Raw genomic sequence first — 15,117 nt, 5'->3', positions numbered from 1 at the left:
GGCAGACTCCGGCGAAACAACATCCAACGGGAAAGGGGAATCTAGTTCTCGGTTCCGGATTTCGTGTTGCCGGACTGGGAAGCGTCATCGCCGTCGCCAGTAGTGTACTTCTTCTGCTTGGTGGACGTATCCGAATCCTTCGCATCGGCGCTCGCATCCGTCTTATCGGATTGCTCTGATTGTTCGGACTGCCCATCCTGCGAATCCTGGGCTTCACCAGAATCCTCGCCGTCCGCATCATCGCCATCCGACGTACACCCATACTCGGGATCGATCGCGGTGGTAATCGAATCCACCAACGCCGCAACCCAATCGGTCAACGAATCATACTGCTTCGGCATCTGTTCGGTCACATCGACCACCGGGACCTCGGACTTATTCGCCGTACCCGTCAACAGGTTCGTCATCTGCGACGACTCCTGCGGATTATTCACCAGCACATCCGCCTTCCGCGCCTCCAACAGTTCCTGGAACTCCTGAAGATCGGCCGGCGCCACCTCGCCGCCGTTCATCACCGCCTGCACATAACTCTGCGGCGTCACATCCTTCACACCCAAATCGGACATCAGATAATACGCCACCGATTCAGTCGCCGCATACGTAGTCTTCGCATGCCCCTGCGCAAACTTCTGCATCGACGCATCAAGCTGCTTCTCCTGACGCTGCCACTGTTGCAAACGCTTCTTGAAATACGCCTTCTTCGCCGGTCGCACCTTCGAAAACACGGCAGCCAACTCCTTGGCCATACCCGAACGCGCATCCTTCGAAAACCACAGATGCGGATTATCGCCCTTCGTGGCCCCCACAGTCTGCCCGGCCGAAACCACCGTCGCCTCGTGTGACAATGACTTCGTAGCCCACGAATCATAATCCACGCCATTGGCCACCACAACCTCCGCCTTGCCCAGCGCCGTCAAATCAGAGGTCTTCGGCTCGAAATCATGAGCATCCACACCAGTAGACGTCAAAATCGACGTCACCTTCACATCCTTGCCACCAATCTGCGCAGCTAACGAACCCCACTGGCCAACCGAAGCCACCACGTTGATCACACCGGTCTTCGCCACAACCTTAGACTGGGCGTCACCCCCGGCCTTACGACCGCCAATACCGCACGCAGCACTCGCCAGCATCATCGCCGAAGCAAGCAAAACAGCAACGCATCTACCCAATGCACGATTCGTTCGCATGTCACATTCCGCCTTTCTCGCGGCCGTACGTCGAAGCAACCGATACGATATCTTATCGTAGTGCTCGCGCTCGCGAGTGCAGGAACCGATAGAAGGGGATGGCATGTCCATAAAACTCGACGGCAAAGCCGTGTCCGCGCGGATTAAAGAGGACCTGCGCGAGCGGGTGGCGCGTTTGAAGGAACAGGGTGTGGTGCCTGGCTTGGGAACATTGCTGGTGGGCAGCGATCCCGGGTCGGTCAAATATGTTGCCGGAAAGCATGCCGACTGTGAAGAGGTGGGCATTCGCTCCATCAAGCGCGAGCTGCCGGAGAACGCGACCTTCGAACAGATCGCGCAGGCCGTGAGGGAACTGAACGACGATCCGGAGTGCACGGGATTCATCGTGCAGATGCCCCTGCCGAAGGGCGTCGACTCCAATGCGATCATCGGTATGATCGACCCCGCTAAGGATGCGGACGGCATGCATCCGTACAATCTGGGTGAGCTGGTGCTGCATGTGCGTGGCGACGTGATTACGCCGATGCCGTGTACGCCGCGAGGCATCATCGAGTTGCTGAAGGCGTACGGCATCGATTTGAACGGCAAGGAGGTGTGCGTGCTTGGCCGTGGCATCACCGTTGGGCGTACGATCGGCCTGCTGCTGGCTAGTCGCGGTGTGAACGCCACGGTGACGTTGTGCCATACCGGCACCAAGGACGTGCGCGACCATATGCGCAGGGCGGACGTGATCGTAGCGGCCATGGGTGTTGCCGGGTTCGTCAAGCCGGAAGATGTGAAGGAGGGCGCCGTGCTGGTCGATGTGGGTGTAAGCCGCGTGTTCGACGAGGAGGCCGGCCGCTACCGCATCAAGGGCGACATCGACAAGGACTGCCGGGAAAGGTGCGGCGCATATACGCCGAATCCGGGTGGTGTGGGGCCGATGACGCGAGCCATGCTGCTGGCTAATGTCGTGGAGGCCGCCGAACGCGGATTGCCTGCGGGGATGTAGGTCGTCAACAAGGCGCGACACGCCTAGAATTTTGGGGCTGGGTGCTTGTAAACTGAACAATTGTGTGTTTGCCGAAGGAGAGGCAGTATCCTACGTGGGTACCGCAGGTCTGTGGCAGCCGCACGGATAACTGAATATCGAGTAATATCCATCAACTATAAGAAACCATTTATTTATATGGCACAGAACAATAACGAAGTCGCCAAGGTCGCCATCAACGATATCGGCACCGAAGAGGACTTCATCAAGGCAGTCGATTCCACCATCAAGAACTTTGATGATGGTGATCTGGTCGAAGGTACCGTCGTTAAGATCGATCACGACGAGGTGCTCCTGGATATCGGCTACAAGACCGAAGGTGTGATTCCTTCCCGCGAGCTTTCCATCAAGAAGGACGTGGATCCGGACGAGGTCGTCGAAGTTGGCGACACCGTCGAGGCCCTTGTCGTCACCAAGGAGGACAAGGAAGGCCGTCTGATTCTTTCCAAGAAGCGTGCACAGTACGAGCGCGCCTGGGGCGACATCGAGAAGATCAAGGAAGCCGATGGCGTTGTCGAAGGTACCGTCATCGAAGCTGTCAAGGGCGGCCTGATCGTGGACATCGGTCTGCGTGGCTTCCTGCCGGCATCCCTGGTCGAAATGCGTCGCGTGCGCGATCTGTCCCCGTACATCGGCCAGAAGATCGAAGCCAAGATCCTCGAGCTCGACAAGAACCGCAACAACGTTGTGCTGTCCCGTCGTCAGTACCTGGAAGAGACCCAGTCCGAAGTTCGCGAGACCTTCCTCTCCCAGCTCAAGAAGGGCCAGATCCGCGAAGGCGTCGTGTCCTCCATCGTCAACTTCGGCGCATTCGTCGATCTCGGTGGTGTTGACGGCCTGATCCACGTTTCCGAGCTTTCCTGGAAGCACATCGATCACCCGTCCGAGGTTGTCAAGGTCGGCGACAAGGTCACCGTCGAGGTGCTCGACGTCGATCTCGACCGTGAGCGCATCTCCCTGTCCCTGAAGGCGACTCAGGAGGATCCGTGGCAGCGCTTCGCTCGCACCCACGTTCCTGGCCAGATCGTCAAGGGCAAGGTCACCAAGATCGTCCAGTTCGGCGTGTTCATCTCCGTCGAAGACGGCATCGAGGGCCTGGTGCACATCTCCGAGCTCGCCAACCGTCACGTCGAGAACCCGGAGACCGTGGTCAAGCCGGGCGAGACCGTGTTCGTCAAGGTGATCGACGTCGATCTCGATCGTCGCCGCATCTCCCTGTCCCTCAAGCAGGCCAACGATTCCGTTGACCCGGCTTCCGAGGACTTCGATCCGGCTCTGTACGGCATGCCGGCAGAGTACGACGAAGAGGGCAACTACAAGTACCCCGAAGGCTTCGACCCGAACACCAACGAGTGGCTCGCCGGTTACGAGAAGCAGCGCGAAGAGTGGGAATCCCAGTACGCTGCCGCTCACGACCTGTGGGAAGAGCACAAGGAGTTCGTGGCCAACGAGCTCGAGCACGCGGAGGAGTCCGCTGCTGCCGACGGTCAGGCCGCCAAGGAAGAGAAGGTCGAAGAGGTGTCCAACTACTCCTCCGAGAGCACTTCCAACGGCACCCTCGCCGACTCCGACCAGCTTGCCGCCCTGCGCGACCAGCTGCTCGGCGAGTGAGCCTGATCGCAGCCACTGCACGGTATTAACTGCAGAATAAGTTGCAACGCATTAGCTGTTAGCTGAGCGGAAAGCCCGACCGGTCATCCGGCCGGGCTTTCCGTTTTTTCAGAATGATATGCAAGCGTTCATCTCCGCATCGGATCATGGAGCCACGTCATGGCATTCCCTATAAGGCACCCTGCATGCCTTGCCATTGGTGTTGCTCGCCGATAGGGGAGGGATACGATACAGGATGTGAATGGTATGAGAATTGGGTTGACGGGTGGCATCGCGGCAGGGAAGAGCACGGTCTCGGCACGACTGGCCGAACTGGGGGCGTGCGTGATCGACTATGATATGTTGGCCCGTAAGGTGGTCGAACCCGGCGGCGCCGCGCTACCGCGGATTGTCGAGACATTCGGCGGCCAGGTGCTGCGTGCGGACGGTACGTTGGACCGTGCGTGGCTTGCCGAGCATGTATTCGGCCCCTTCGCCGAACCCGGATCGCGCGAACGCCTGGACAGCATAGAGCATCCGTTGATCTACCGAGAGGCTGAGCGGTTGGAACAAACGGAGCGTGCGTCCCGGCCGCATGCGGTTATCGTGCACGATATTCCGCTACTAGCCGAAGTCGTTGACGCGCTTCCGTTCCGATTCGATCACATCGCTACCGTCGAGGCGCCGGAGGAGGCGCGCATCGAACGCATGGTCGCGACGCGTGGCATGACGCGAGACCAGGCATGCGACCGCATCCGCCACCAGGCCAGTGCTGCGCAGCGGCTTGCCATTGCCGACACGATCATCGATTCCACTCAGCCATTGGAACAAATGTTCGAACAGGTTGATAGGCTGTATAGTCAATGGAACGAGGAAGCGTAGAAGCTCGGCAAAGGGGTTGCTATGGGATTCAACATCGAACGCACGAACAAGCCGTTTGTGGTCAAATCGCCATATAAGCCAAGCGGCGACCAGCCGAAGGCCATCGAGGAACTTGCCACGCGCATCGAAAACGGTGAGAACGACGTGGTGCTCATGGGCGCCACCGGCACCGGCAAAACCGCCACCACCGCATGGCTGATCGAGCGGCTGCAACGCCCCACGCTCATCATCGAGCCCAACAAGACGCTCGCCGCACAGCTATGCGCCGAATTCCGCGAGCTCATGCCCGACAACGCGGTAAGCTATTTCGTCTCCTACTACGACTACTACCAGCCGGAAGCCTATATTCCCCAAACCGACACGTACATCGAAAAGGACTCCAACATCAACGACGATGTGGAGCGCCTGCGCCACGCCGCCACCGCAAACCTGCTGACGCGCCGCGACTGCGTGGTGGTGGCCACCGTCTCATGCATCTACGGTCTGGGCACGCCCGAGGAATACGCGGGGCGCATGCTGTTTCTGCATGAGGGCGATCAGATCGAGCGCGACGATCTGCTGCGCACATTCGTCGACATGCAGTACAAACGCAACGATATCGCCTTCACCCGCGGCATCTTCCGCGTACGTGGCGACACCGTCGAGATCATTCCCGTATACGAGGAACTGGCCATCCGCATCGAATTCTTCGGCGACGAGATCGACCGCATCTCCACGCTGCATCCGCTGACGGGCGACGTGATCGCCCACGAGAGCGAAGTGCATATTTTCCCCGCGTCGCATTATGTCGCGGGCCCGGAGCGCATGGCCCGTGCGCTGAAAAGCATCCGCGCCGAACTTGACGACCGTGTGGCCGAATTGAAGAAGCAGGGCAAGGATCTGGAAGCCCAGCGTCTTTCCATGCGCACCACATACGACTTGGAAATGCTTACCCAGGTAGGCGTGTGCTCGGGCGTCGAGAACTATTCGCGGCATTTCGACGGGCGTGCGCCGGGTACACCGCCGCACACTCTGCTTGATTTCTTCCCCGACGATTTTCTGCTGGTCATCGACGAATCGCATGTCACCGTGCCGCAGATCGGTGCGATGTATGAGGGCGATGCCAGCCGTAAGCGTACGTTGGTCGAACATGGGTTCCGTCTGCCGTCGGCAATGGACAACAGGCCGTTGAAATGGCCGGAATTCCAGCGACGTATCGGCCAGACCGTATATCTTTCCGCAACTCCGGGCGACTATGAGCTGGGACTCTCCGATGGCGTGGTTGAACAGATCATCCGCCCGACGGGCTTGGTCGATCCGAAGATCGAAGTGCGGCCCATCGAAGGGCAGATCGACGATCTGCTGGGGGAGATCAAGGCCCGCGTGGCACGCAACGAGCGTGCCCTGGTCACCACGCTCACCAAGAAGATGGCTGAGGATCTGACCGATTATCTGCTGGAACACGGCATTAAAGTGGAGTACCTGCATTCGGACGTGGACACACTGCGCCGCGTGGAACTGCTGCGCATGCTGCGCGAGGGCAAGATCGACGTGATCGTCGGCATCAACCTGTTGCGCGAGGGCCTTGACCTGCCCGAGGTTTCGCTGGTGGCGATTCTGGACGCCGACAAGGAGGGATTCCTGCGCTCGTACCGTTCGCTTATCCAGACCATCGGACGCGCCGCGCGAAATGTGGACGGCACCGTGCTCATGTACGCGGATAACATCACCGAGGCCATGCACGAGGCCATCGACGAGACGAATCGCCGACGCGATATCCAGATCGCCTACAACAAGGAGCATGGCATCGACCCGAAGCCGTTGATCAAGAAGATCAGCGATGTGAACGACATGCTCGCCAAGGAGGATGTGGATACGCAGACCTTGCTTGAGGGCGGCTATCGCAATGCGGGCAAGGCCGGCAACACGCATCTGAGCGTGCCGACCCTGGATGAGGACGAGGCGAACAAGCGTCACGAGGAGATCCTCAAGGCAGGTCTGCCCGCGCAGGATCTGGCCGATCTGATTCGACAGCTTTCGGAACAGATGCATACCGCCGCCGAACAGCTGCAGTTCGAGCTGGCTGCGCGGCTGCGCGACGAGATCCGCGATCTGAAGAAGGAACTGCGCCAGATGACCGAAGCCAGCAAATAGCATGGAGGCGGGCGCAAGGCGAATGCCCTGGGCCCGTCTGCCTTTCGTGAAATCACCTGGACGGTCAGCGCCACTCCGTACCATGGTGTGTATGGCTGAAACCCCTCTTGCTTTTGAAATCACTACATTCGTAGTGCTTGCGCTGTTTTTCGTAGTCGATTTGTTCATCATCGGACGTAGGCCGCATGTCCCTTCCACCAAGGAATGCGTGCAGCATATTGTGTTCTTCGTCGTCATGGCGCTGATCTTCGGCGGCCTGATCTGGTTCTTCGCAGGGAGCAAACCGGCTATTGAGTTCTATTCCGGCTGGCTTACCGAATATTCGCTGTCCATCGACAATCTCTTTGTGTTCGTCATCATCATGTCGAATTTCGCGGTTCCCAAGCAGATCCAGAAATATGTGCTGAGCGTGGGCATCACATTCGCCCTGATTTTCCGAGGCGTGTTCATTCTTATCGGTTCTGCGCTGATCAGCCAGTTCACGTGGATCTTCTTCATCTTCGGCGCATTCCTCATCTATACCGCCGTCAAACTTGTTTTCGGCGGTGGTGACGATGACGAATACCATGAGAATGGTCTGATCCGCACATTGCGTAAAGTGGTGCCTATCACCGACGAATACGATGGCGAGAAGCTGCGTACCACTCGTGACGGCGTGCGCTATTGGACCCCGATGCTCATTGTGTTTCTTGCCATCGGCACTACCGATGTCATGTTCGCCTTCGACTCGATTCCTGCGATCTTCGGTCTGACCAAGGATCCGTTCATCGTGTTCACCTCCAATGTGTTCGCGCTGCTTGGGCTCCAGCAGCTGTACTTCCTGCTTGGCGCGCTGCTTGACAAGCTGGTCTATCTGCCGGCGGGCCTGTCCATCGTGCTTGGCTTTATCGGTGTGAAGCTGATTTTGGAAGCGCTGCATGAGAACACGCTGCCGTTCATCAACGGCGGCAATCCGGTTGCATGGGCGCCGGAAATCCCCACATGGCTGTCGCTGGCCGTAATCGTCGTGGCGATTGGAGGCGCGGCGCTGTTGTCCGTGCTGAAGATGCAAAAGGTGGATGCGGTGTCCAAGTAATGATGGCGTGTTCGCTTGGGGCGGGTCTGGGTTGCCGGACCCGCCTTTGTGCATGTGGGGGAGAGGTCGATCGGGGTTGATGCTTGACGCTGCTACTTGGGTGACCTGTGTAGTGGAGCAGATGTATATGGGTTTTATTAGCGGCCGGAATGCCGGTTGGTGACGGCATGGACAATAGCGGAAAACGATGCTATTGACATCGACCGGCAATAAAATAGACAAAGTAGATTTATTTGTACTATTGTTGCCGTGAATTGCGTATGCAAATACGCTGGAAATGCAGTGGAAATATATTTTCGCCTGCGTTTTCAAGTGCGGCGTTCGCTTCGTCTGATGGGCGAATCATATTGGGGGATTGGGGTGTAGATGCACTGGAAATACTGGGAAAACGCCGGGCGGTATTGAATATGAGATATAATTGTTAGCGCTCACATAAAAATTAAAGCAATCAGTGTTTGCCGCAAAACCCGCGAGTAAACTATCGGGTGGAAGACAAGGTTGTCCTTGTCCGTTTGCAGTAAACCGCAGTAGTTAAGGAATAGGCAATATGCGTAAAGCCAAGATCGTAGATACCATCGGTCCCGCCACCGAAACCCTCGAAGGTATCACCAGCCTTGTCGAAGCAGGCATGGACGTGGCTCGTCTGAACCGCTCCCACGGCACTCCGGAAGATCACCTCAAGGTGTACAACAACCTGCGTGAGGCTTCCAAGGCCACCGGTCGCAACGTTGCCGCCCTCGTCGACCTGCAGGGCCCGAAGATCCGCTGCGGCTGGTTCAAGAAGAACGCCGACGGCGAAGACAAGGTCCAGCTGACCGAAGGCCAGGAATTCATCATCACCACCGACGACATCGAGGGCGACGAGCACATCACCTCCACCACCTTCAAGGGTCTGCCGGGCGACTGCCACGCAGGCGATCCGATCCTGATCGACGACGGCAAGGTCCGTCTGGAGGTCACCAAGGTCGAGGGCAACAACGTGCACACCAAGGTTGTCGTGGCCGGCCCCGTGTCCAGCCACAAGGGCATCAACCTGCCGGGCGTCGCCGTGTCCCTGCCGGCTCTGACCGAGAAGGACGAAGAGGATCTGCGCTGGGCCATCCGCACCGGTGCCGACATCATCGCCATGTCCTTCGTGCGTTTCGCCACCGATATCGATCGCGCCCACGAGATCATGGACGAGGAAGGCCGCCGTATCCCGGTCGTCGCCAAGATCGAGAAGCCGCAGGCTCTTGAGAACCTCGAAGAGATCGTCAAGGCCTTCGACGGCATTATGGTCGCCCGTGGCGATATGGCCGTTGAGTGCCCGCTGGAAGAGGTGCCGCTGGCTACCAAGCGCTGCATCGAGCTGGCCCGCCAGTACGCCAAGCCGGTTATCGTGGCCACCGAAGTCCTGGGCTCCATGGTGAGCTCCCCGGTCCCGACCCGTGCAGAGGCCTCCGACTGCGCCAACGCCGTCCTCGACGGTGCCGACGCCACCATGACGTCCAACGAGACCGCCGTCGGCAAGTACCCGGCAGTCACCGTGAACACCATGTCCCGCATCTCCTCCTTCGCCACCGAGCACGGCTTCGACCGTATCCCGCAGCTGAAGAACCTCGACATGTCCTCCACTGGCGCTGTGTCCTCCGCTGCGGTCGACCTGGCCGAGAAGCTCAACGCCAAGGCCATCGTCGCCTACACCCAGACCGGTTCCACCGTGCACCGCGTGTCCCGCGAACGCCCGGCCGTCCCGATCTTCGGCATCACCAACAACGAGCATACCTACCACTGGCTGGCTTTGAGCTGGGGCACCGAATCCTTCCTGGTCGACGAGGACTACCACGACAAGTCCCGCCGCGACCTGATGGAATACACCGACAAGGTGCTGAAGGAAGCTGGCAAGGTTGCTGACGGCGACAAGATCGTCGTGCTGAGCTCCGCTCAGGGCGAACATCAGCCGGGCAGCACCGACAGCATCTACGTGCACACCGTTGGCTTCAGCCAGGAGTGATTGTCTGTGCCATGCCAGGGCAGCGGATATCGCTGCTGATTGGTGGCATGGCATAACGGCATAAATACCAGTGGGCGGTCATCCTCCGTGATGAGGATGACCGCCCACCTGCGTTTGAAAAGCAATGCGAAATAGCAATCGCAACATTCGGTGTTCCCGCCCGTCGCAGACCGCTATGACATGCTATCCGACGGCATGGCGGGGCTCAGTTGCCGTTGCCCTCTGCTGCGTAGTGATCCAGCAGGCCATTATGCAGGCTCAGCAGGGCGACCAGCGATTTCGCATCGAGAATCGTGCCGTTGAGCACCATCTGATATGCCTCTTCGGGTGTTACCAGACGCAGCGCGGGGCGTGGGGTCTCTGGGCCGAAGTCCGATGCCTGAGTCGCGGTCAGATTGGTCGCATAGAACAGCGATGTGTATTGGGTCGAATACCCAGGCATATCCATAATGCGCAGGAACTGCTTGATATCACCTGCCTGGAAGCCGGCCTCTTCCTCCAGCTTCCGGCGTGCTATATCCATGGGGCGATCCAGATGGGACGATCCGTGACCGCCTGGAATCTCCAACGTCCAACGATGCGCGGACAGACGGTATTGCTCGACCAGCGGAATCCTGCCATCGTCGGTGACGGCGAGAACGCCGACCGTATCCCCGTGCTTTACGTGGATGAAATCGCGTTCGAATGGTTCTCCTGCCAGTGAGTCGAATGCCACCTGGTCGATATTGAAGCAATGCGTCTGCAGAATCTCCCTGCGTGACATCTCCTGCACCGGCGCGGTGCGCCATGGGTCAAATCGCCTGTGTGTTGTGCTGCTCATACGATCCTCCTTGCGTGAGCGAACATCTCCATCTTAAGGCGAGTGGCCACGGATCATGGTGAACGATTACAGGGCATGCGGGCGAAACGAGCGATGCCGGGTGAGCGCGGGGTGCTGTGCGCTATGGGGCTGATGACGGTACGGCCGCTGCGTATATGTGAAATAGTGCGGATTGCAATGGGGGAGTACAGGAAAACCCGCTGTTTCCAGCGGGTTCCAGTCGGTGCCCCCGGTGGGACTCGAACCCACACTGCGCAGATTTTGAGGCTGCTTCCTCTACCAATTGGGATACAGGGGCGTATCCAAACCTTGAGTAGTGTACAACACAATCGCGACCGAGTCCAAATGCCGTGTTTCGCTGGACGGCTCCGACGTGTGTGTGGACGAGCGGGGCAGGTGAACGGGGGAGCCGTCTGCTGCGACGCGTTACGTCGCGATGGCATCTGCATGGGGAGCGAAGGAAACGTTTTTCAAATCATGACATGCTGGCGGCGTACGAGGCTTGCCCCATGTTGCGTATTCCCGTCTTGCAACACGAATCAATGGTTTGGCGCAACACCGTTTGCTGGCCTGTGCGTTGTGTTATTGTGGGTTGAGACTTACATTTGAAGCGTTTTGTTGACCCAAGGAAACGAGGTTGATGTAATGGTGTCCAGCAACAGCGAAAAGGGAATGGAACCCGTGCTGACCGAGGAGGAGCTGCAGGCCGCCGCCCGTGCCGAAGAAGCTCCTGAGGAAGAGAAGAATCGCAAGCGCACCGTCGTAGTCGCCGAAGACGAATCCGTGAATCGTATGGATCTTGTCGGCATGCTTGAAGATAACGGCTACGAGGTCGTAGGCGAGGCGGCCAACGGTGAAGAAGCCGTGGATCTGGCACGTGCCAAGCGCCCTGATGTGGTGTGCATGGATGTCAAGATGCCGCGGATGGATGGCATTACTGCTGCGGGCATCATCTGCGACGAGAACATCGCACCTGTGGTCATGCTGACCGCGTTCTCCCAGCCCGATCTGGTCAAGAAGTCCACCGGCGCAGGTGCCATGGCCTATGTGACCAAGCCGTACGAGGAGTCCAAGCTTATTCCGGCGCTCGAAGTCGCCATGGGACGTTTCGCGGAGATCAACGATCTGCTGGATAACGTGGAACGCTCCGAGGCCAAGCTCAAGGCCACGGAGGACGAGCTCGCCAAGGCCCAGGCCGATCTGCAGAAGGCTCAGGAGACGCTGGAGGAGCGCAAGCTCATCGACCGTGCCAAGGGTCTGCTGATGGACAAGGCCGATTTCTCCGAGCAGGGCGCATTCCGTTGGATTCAGAAGACCTCCATGGATCAGCGTATTCCGAAGAAGCGCCTGGCCCTAGCCATCATCGAGAAGTACGGCGATCCCAAGCCGGCGCGCGACGATCGCTGAACCGCATACCGATACCGAACCTATGATTGATACCGTATCCGACGAAACGCGCGGAACGCTGCTGGTCGTTGATGGCCATTCGCTGGCGTTCCGCGCGTTCTTCGCTCTTCCCGTAGAGAACTTCTCCACCTCGTCCGGCCAGGCCACCAACGCGGTCTGGGGCTTCGCGACCATGCTCGCCCAAGTGATTGATGCGGAGAAGCCCGATCACCTCGCCGTTGCATTCGACGTCAAAGGCGGCACCTTCCGCAACACCATGCTGCCGCAGTACAAAGGCACACGCGACGCCGCCCCGGAGGATCTGCTCAGCCAGCTGCCGCTTATCCAAAGCATGCTTGACGCGCTGGGCGTCACATATATCGAAAAACCCGGTTACGAGGGCGACGATGTGATCGGCACGCTTGCCACCATGGGTGAACAGGCGAAATACAAGACGCTCGTCCTGTCCGGCGACCGAGACGCGTTCCAGCTTGTGGACGATTGGGTGACCGTGCTGTACCCCGGTCACCACTTCAAAGACCTGAAGCATATGACGCCCGAAGCCGTATTCGCCAAATACAAGGTGACTCCGGCGCAGTACCCCGATCTGGCGGCATTGCGCGGCGAGACAGCGGACAATATCCCCGGTGTGCCCGGGGTCGGCGACGGATTCGCAGCCAAATGGATCAACCAGTACGGTTCACTTGAAGGCATCTGCGAGCACGCCGACGAGATCGGCGGCAAGAAGGGCGAGTCCTTGCGAGAAAACCTCGACCAGGTCAAGCTCAACCGCAAGGTCAACGCACTGGTACGAGACATCGACCTAGGCGTTACCGTGGACGACCTGACCTTCGGTCACTTCGACGCGGCGAAGATCGACGAACTGTTCACCTCACTGGAATTCGGTTCGCGTACCAAGACGCGTATCCTCAAAACCTTCAACGGCGGCGAGGCTCCGAAGCTGGAACAGAACGCCAAGGCCGAAGCAGGCAAGGAACGTTCGGCCATCGAAGTGTCGGACGTGCAGTATGCGGGCGATGCCGACACGTTGAACGCATGGGTGGAACACAACCTGCCCAAACCGGACGCCAGTGGTGCAAGCGTCAACGACGAATCGGATGATACCGGCACGCAATTCACCATCGACCATTCGATGCAGTGCAATGGCATCATCGAGCGTTCATGGGTCATCAACGCTGCCGGTAACGCCAAACCAGGCAAGGTCAAAGCGAACGCGATCACACTGCAATACGGCGGCAGTGCGCTGATCATCGAGATTCCCGCAGTCGATTCGGCGGACGATACGGGCAAGCAAACGGATGCCGCCACGGCCGATGCGACTGACGCCGCAACGGATGCGCCGCGGTTGGATCCGGGGATGCGGGACGCGCTCAACGTCATCCTCGCGCAGTACGCACCCACCCTGGTCGTGCATGGCTACAAGGAACAGCTTCACCTATTCGCATCCCTCGGCGTCGACCTGCCCAAGCCGTTGTTCGACACCAAACTCGCCGGCTACCTGGTGCAGCCCGACTTCCACGCGGATACGCTCGAACAGGCCGCCGCGCGTTTCCTTGACATCCATGTGGAGGAGAAGACCGAGGAGGCGACGCAGGGACTGCTCGACCTGGACGATGGTGCCGACGCGGATGCCGACGGCAATCAGACTTCGACACTGCTGCAGCATGCGGCCATCATCGCCGAGCTCGCCCGTGCCCTGGCACCACAGATCGACCAGCGCGAACAGTTCGGCCTGCTGCAGCGCATGGAACTGCCAGTCTCGCACGTGCTATACGGCATGGAGTCGCAGGGCGCGAAAGTCGATATGCAACGGCTCACCTCCATGCGCGACACCTTCGCCGCCGACGCGCGGCAGGCGCAGGAGATCGCCTGGGACTATGCCGGCACCACCGTGAATCTGCAAAGCCCCAAGCAGCTCGGCAAGGTGCTGTTCGAAGACATGGGTCTCAAGCCCACGAAACGCACCAAGACGGGCGGCTACACCACCAACGCCGACGCGTTGCAGAAACTCTACTTCACCTATGCCGACGACGAGCGCGCCAGCGGGTTCCTCGGTGCGCTGCTCAGGCATCGCGAGACCAACAAGCTCAAGCAGATCGTCGCCACGCTCATCGACGCCACCAATCCTGCCGACGAGCGCATCCACACCACGTTCGAACAGACGGTGGCGGCCACCGGCAGGTTGAGCTCCGTGGACCCCAACCTGCAGAACATTCCAAACCGCAACGCGGCCGGGCGCGAGATCCGCTCGGCGTTCGTGCCCGGTGAAGGCTTCGAATCGCTGATGAGCTGCGATTACTCGCAGGTGGAGCTGCGCATCATGGCGCATCTGTCCGGCGACGAGTCGCTGATCGAAGCATTCAAGAGCGGCGCCGACTTCCACAAGTACGTGGCGAGCCTGGTGCATGGCGTGCCGGTGGATCAGATCACACCGGATCAGCGCAGCCATGTGAAGGCCATGAGCTACGGACTGGCATATGGGTTGAGCTCGTATGGTTTGGCGCAGCAGCTCAAGATCCGCCCGAGCGAGGCCGAGGCGCTCAAAGCGAAGTATTTCGCCACATTCGGCAAAGTGCACGACTTCCTGGAATCCTGTGTGAGCGAGGCACGCAAACGTGGGTATACCGAAACGATGTTCGGCCGCAGGCGGTACTTCCCGGCACTGAAATCCACGAACCGTGCCGCTCGCGATGCGGCTGAACGAGCCGCGTTGAACGCGCCGATCCAGGGCAGTGCCGCGGACATCATGAAGATCGCGATGATCCGGGCGCGGCGTGCACTGGCCGAGGCCGGTATGAAGAGCCGCATCATTCTGCAGATCCACGACGAACTGGTGGTGGAGATCGCACCGGGGGAGCGCGAACAGGTGAGCGCTCTGGTGCGCGACGCCATGGAGAACGCCGTGCACTTGGACGTGCCGCTGGACGTGTCCACCGGCGTGGGTGCGGACTGGCAGCTCGCCGCGCACTGATTGCCGTGCCAATCGGGTGTGAGCCG

10 protein-coding genes and 1 tRNA gene are annotated in these 15,117 nt (G+C 59.3%); 8 read left to right on the top strand and 3 right to left on the bottom strand.

Annotated elements, in window-relative coordinates; translation table 11 throughout:
* Window positions 1–41 precede the first annotated feature (41 nt).
* The gene (locus tag BBAG_RS05175) at window positions 42–1,190 is read right to left on the bottom strand and encodes a metal ABC transporter solute-binding protein, Zn/Mn family (RefSeq protein ID WP_033508386.1); all 1,149 of its coding nucleotides are present in this window, start codon (window positions 1,188–1,190) and stop codon (window positions 42–44) included.
* Window positions 1,191–1,293: 103 nt separating this feature from the next.
* Here BBAG_RS05175 and BBAG_RS05170 point away from each other — a divergent pair, with 103 nt between their 5' ends.
* The 6 genes from BBAG_RS05170 (at window position 1,294) to pyk (ending at window position 9,893) form a co-directional block, all read left to right on the top strand.
* A complete protein-coding gene (locus BBAG_RS05170) occupies window positions 1,294–2,181 on the top strand; it encodes a bifunctional methylenetetrahydrofolate dehydrogenase/methenyltetrahydrofolate cyclohydrolase (RefSeq protein ID WP_003826760.1) in 888 nt (295 codons plus the stop codon).
* Window positions 2,182–2,358: 177 nt separating this feature from the next.
* Window positions 2,359–3,831, top strand: a complete 1,473-nt coding sequence (gene rpsA / locus BBAG_RS05165) for a 30S ribosomal protein S1 (protein WP_003826758.1) — start codon at window positions 2,359–2,361, stop codon at window positions 3,829–3,831.
* Between the two features lie 246 nt (window positions 3,832–4,077).
* Window positions 4,078–4,692: a dephospho-CoA kinase gene (gene coaE, locus BBAG_RS05160; RefSeq protein ID WP_003826755.1), complete on the top strand. Its 615-nt coding sequence runs from the start codon at window positions 4,078–4,080 to the stop codon at window positions 4,690–4,692.
* Window positions 4,693–4,713: 21 nt separating this feature from the next.
* On the top strand, window positions 4,714–6,825 hold the full coding sequence (uvrB, locus tag BBAG_RS05155; protein ID WP_003826753.1) for an excinuclease ABC subunit UvrB: 2,112 nt from the start codon (window positions 4,714–4,716) through the stop codon (window positions 6,823–6,825).
* Window positions 6,826–6,916: 91 nt separating this feature from the next.
* On the top strand, window positions 6,917–7,900 hold the full coding sequence (locus BBAG_RS05150; protein WP_033508384.1) for a TerC family protein: 984 nt from the start codon (window positions 6,917–6,919) through the stop codon (window positions 7,898–7,900).
* Between the two features lie 547 nt (window positions 7,901–8,447).
* Window positions 8,448–9,893: a pyruvate kinase gene (pyk, locus tag BBAG_RS05145; RefSeq protein WP_003826750.1), complete on the top strand. Its 1,446-nt coding sequence runs from the start codon at window positions 8,448–8,450 to the stop codon at window positions 9,891–9,893.
* A 205-nt stretch (window positions 9,894–10,098) separates the two neighbouring features.
* On the opposite strand, the gene BBAG_RS05140 is transcribed toward pyk, so the two are convergent.
* Window positions 10,099–10,713 (bottom strand): NUDIX domain-containing protein, encoded by a 615-nt coding sequence (locus BBAG_RS05140; RefSeq protein ID WP_033508382.1) that lies wholly within the window; start codon window positions 10,711–10,713, stop codon window positions 10,099–10,101.
* A gap of 224 nt (window positions 10,714–10,937) precedes the next feature.
* Window positions 10,938–11,011 (bottom strand) — tRNA-Leu (locus tag BBAG_RS05135).
* Between the two features lie 347 nt (window positions 11,012–11,358).
* On the opposite strand from BBAG_RS05135, the gene BBAG_RS05130 reads away from it, so the two are divergent.
* Together BBAG_RS05130 and polA are read left to right on the top strand one after the other, a co-directional pair.
* A complete protein-coding gene (locus BBAG_RS05130) occupies window positions 11,359–12,120 on the top strand; it encodes an ANTAR domain-containing response regulator (protein ID WP_003826745.1) in 762 nt (253 codons plus the stop codon).
* Window positions 12,121–12,142: 22 nt separating this feature from the next.
* Window positions 12,143–15,091 carry a DNA polymerase I gene (gene polA / locus BBAG_RS05125; protein ID WP_003826744.1) on the top strand — a complete coding sequence of 983 codons (2,949 nt, stop codon included), beginning with the start codon at window positions 12,143–12,145 and terminating at the stop codon, window positions 15,089–15,091.
* Window positions 15,092–15,117: the final 26 nt, after the last annotated feature.

Source organism: Bifidobacterium angulatum DSM 20098 = JCM 7096 (genome assembly GCF_001025155.1).
GTDB classification, from domain to species: domain Bacteria; phylum Actinomycetota; class Actinomycetes; order Actinomycetales; family Bifidobacteriaceae; genus Bifidobacterium; species Bifidobacterium angulatum.
Note: the sequence above shows the minus strand (reverse complement) of the source record. Positions and strands in the feature narration are given on the sequence as shown.

Bases quoted from the DNA above. Each gene is read 5' to 3' on its own strand.
- coaE (WP_003826755.1), top strand. From the start codon at position 4,078: ATGAGAATTGGGTTGACGGGTGGCATCGCGGCAGGGAAGAGCACGGTC.
- BBAG_RS05170 (WP_003826760.1), top strand. From the start codon at position 1,294: ATGTCCATAAAACTCGACGGCAAAGCCGTGTCCGCGCGGATTAAAGAG.
- BBAG_RS05175 (WP_033508386.1), bottom strand. From the start codon at position 1,190: ATGCGAACGAATCGTGCATTGGGTAGATGCGTTGCTGTTTTGCTTGCT.
- uvrB (WP_003826753.1), top strand. From the start codon at position 4,714: ATGGGATTCAACATCGAACGCACGAACAAGCCGTTTGTGGTCAAATCG.
- BBAG_RS05150 (WP_033508384.1), top strand. From the start codon at position 6,917: ATGGCTGAAACCCCTCTTGCTTTTGAAATCACTACATTCGTAGTGCTT.
- BBAG_RS05140 (WP_033508382.1), bottom strand. From the start codon at position 10,713: ATGAGCAGCACAACACACAGGCGATTTGACCCATGGCGCACCGCGCCG.
- BBAG_RS05130 (WP_003826745.1), top strand. From the start codon at position 11,359: ATGGTGTCCAGCAACAGCGAAAAGGGAATGGAACCCGTGCTGACCGAG.
- pyk (WP_003826750.1), top strand. From the start codon at position 8,448: ATGCGTAAAGCCAAGATCGTAGATACCATCGGTCCCGCCACCGAAACC.
- rpsA (WP_003826758.1), top strand. From the start codon at position 2,359: ATGGCACAGAACAATAACGAAGTCGCCAAGGTCGCCATCAACGATATC.
- polA (WP_003826744.1), top strand. From the start codon at position 12,143: ATGATTGATACCGTATCCGACGAAACGCGCGGAACGCTGCTGGTCGTT.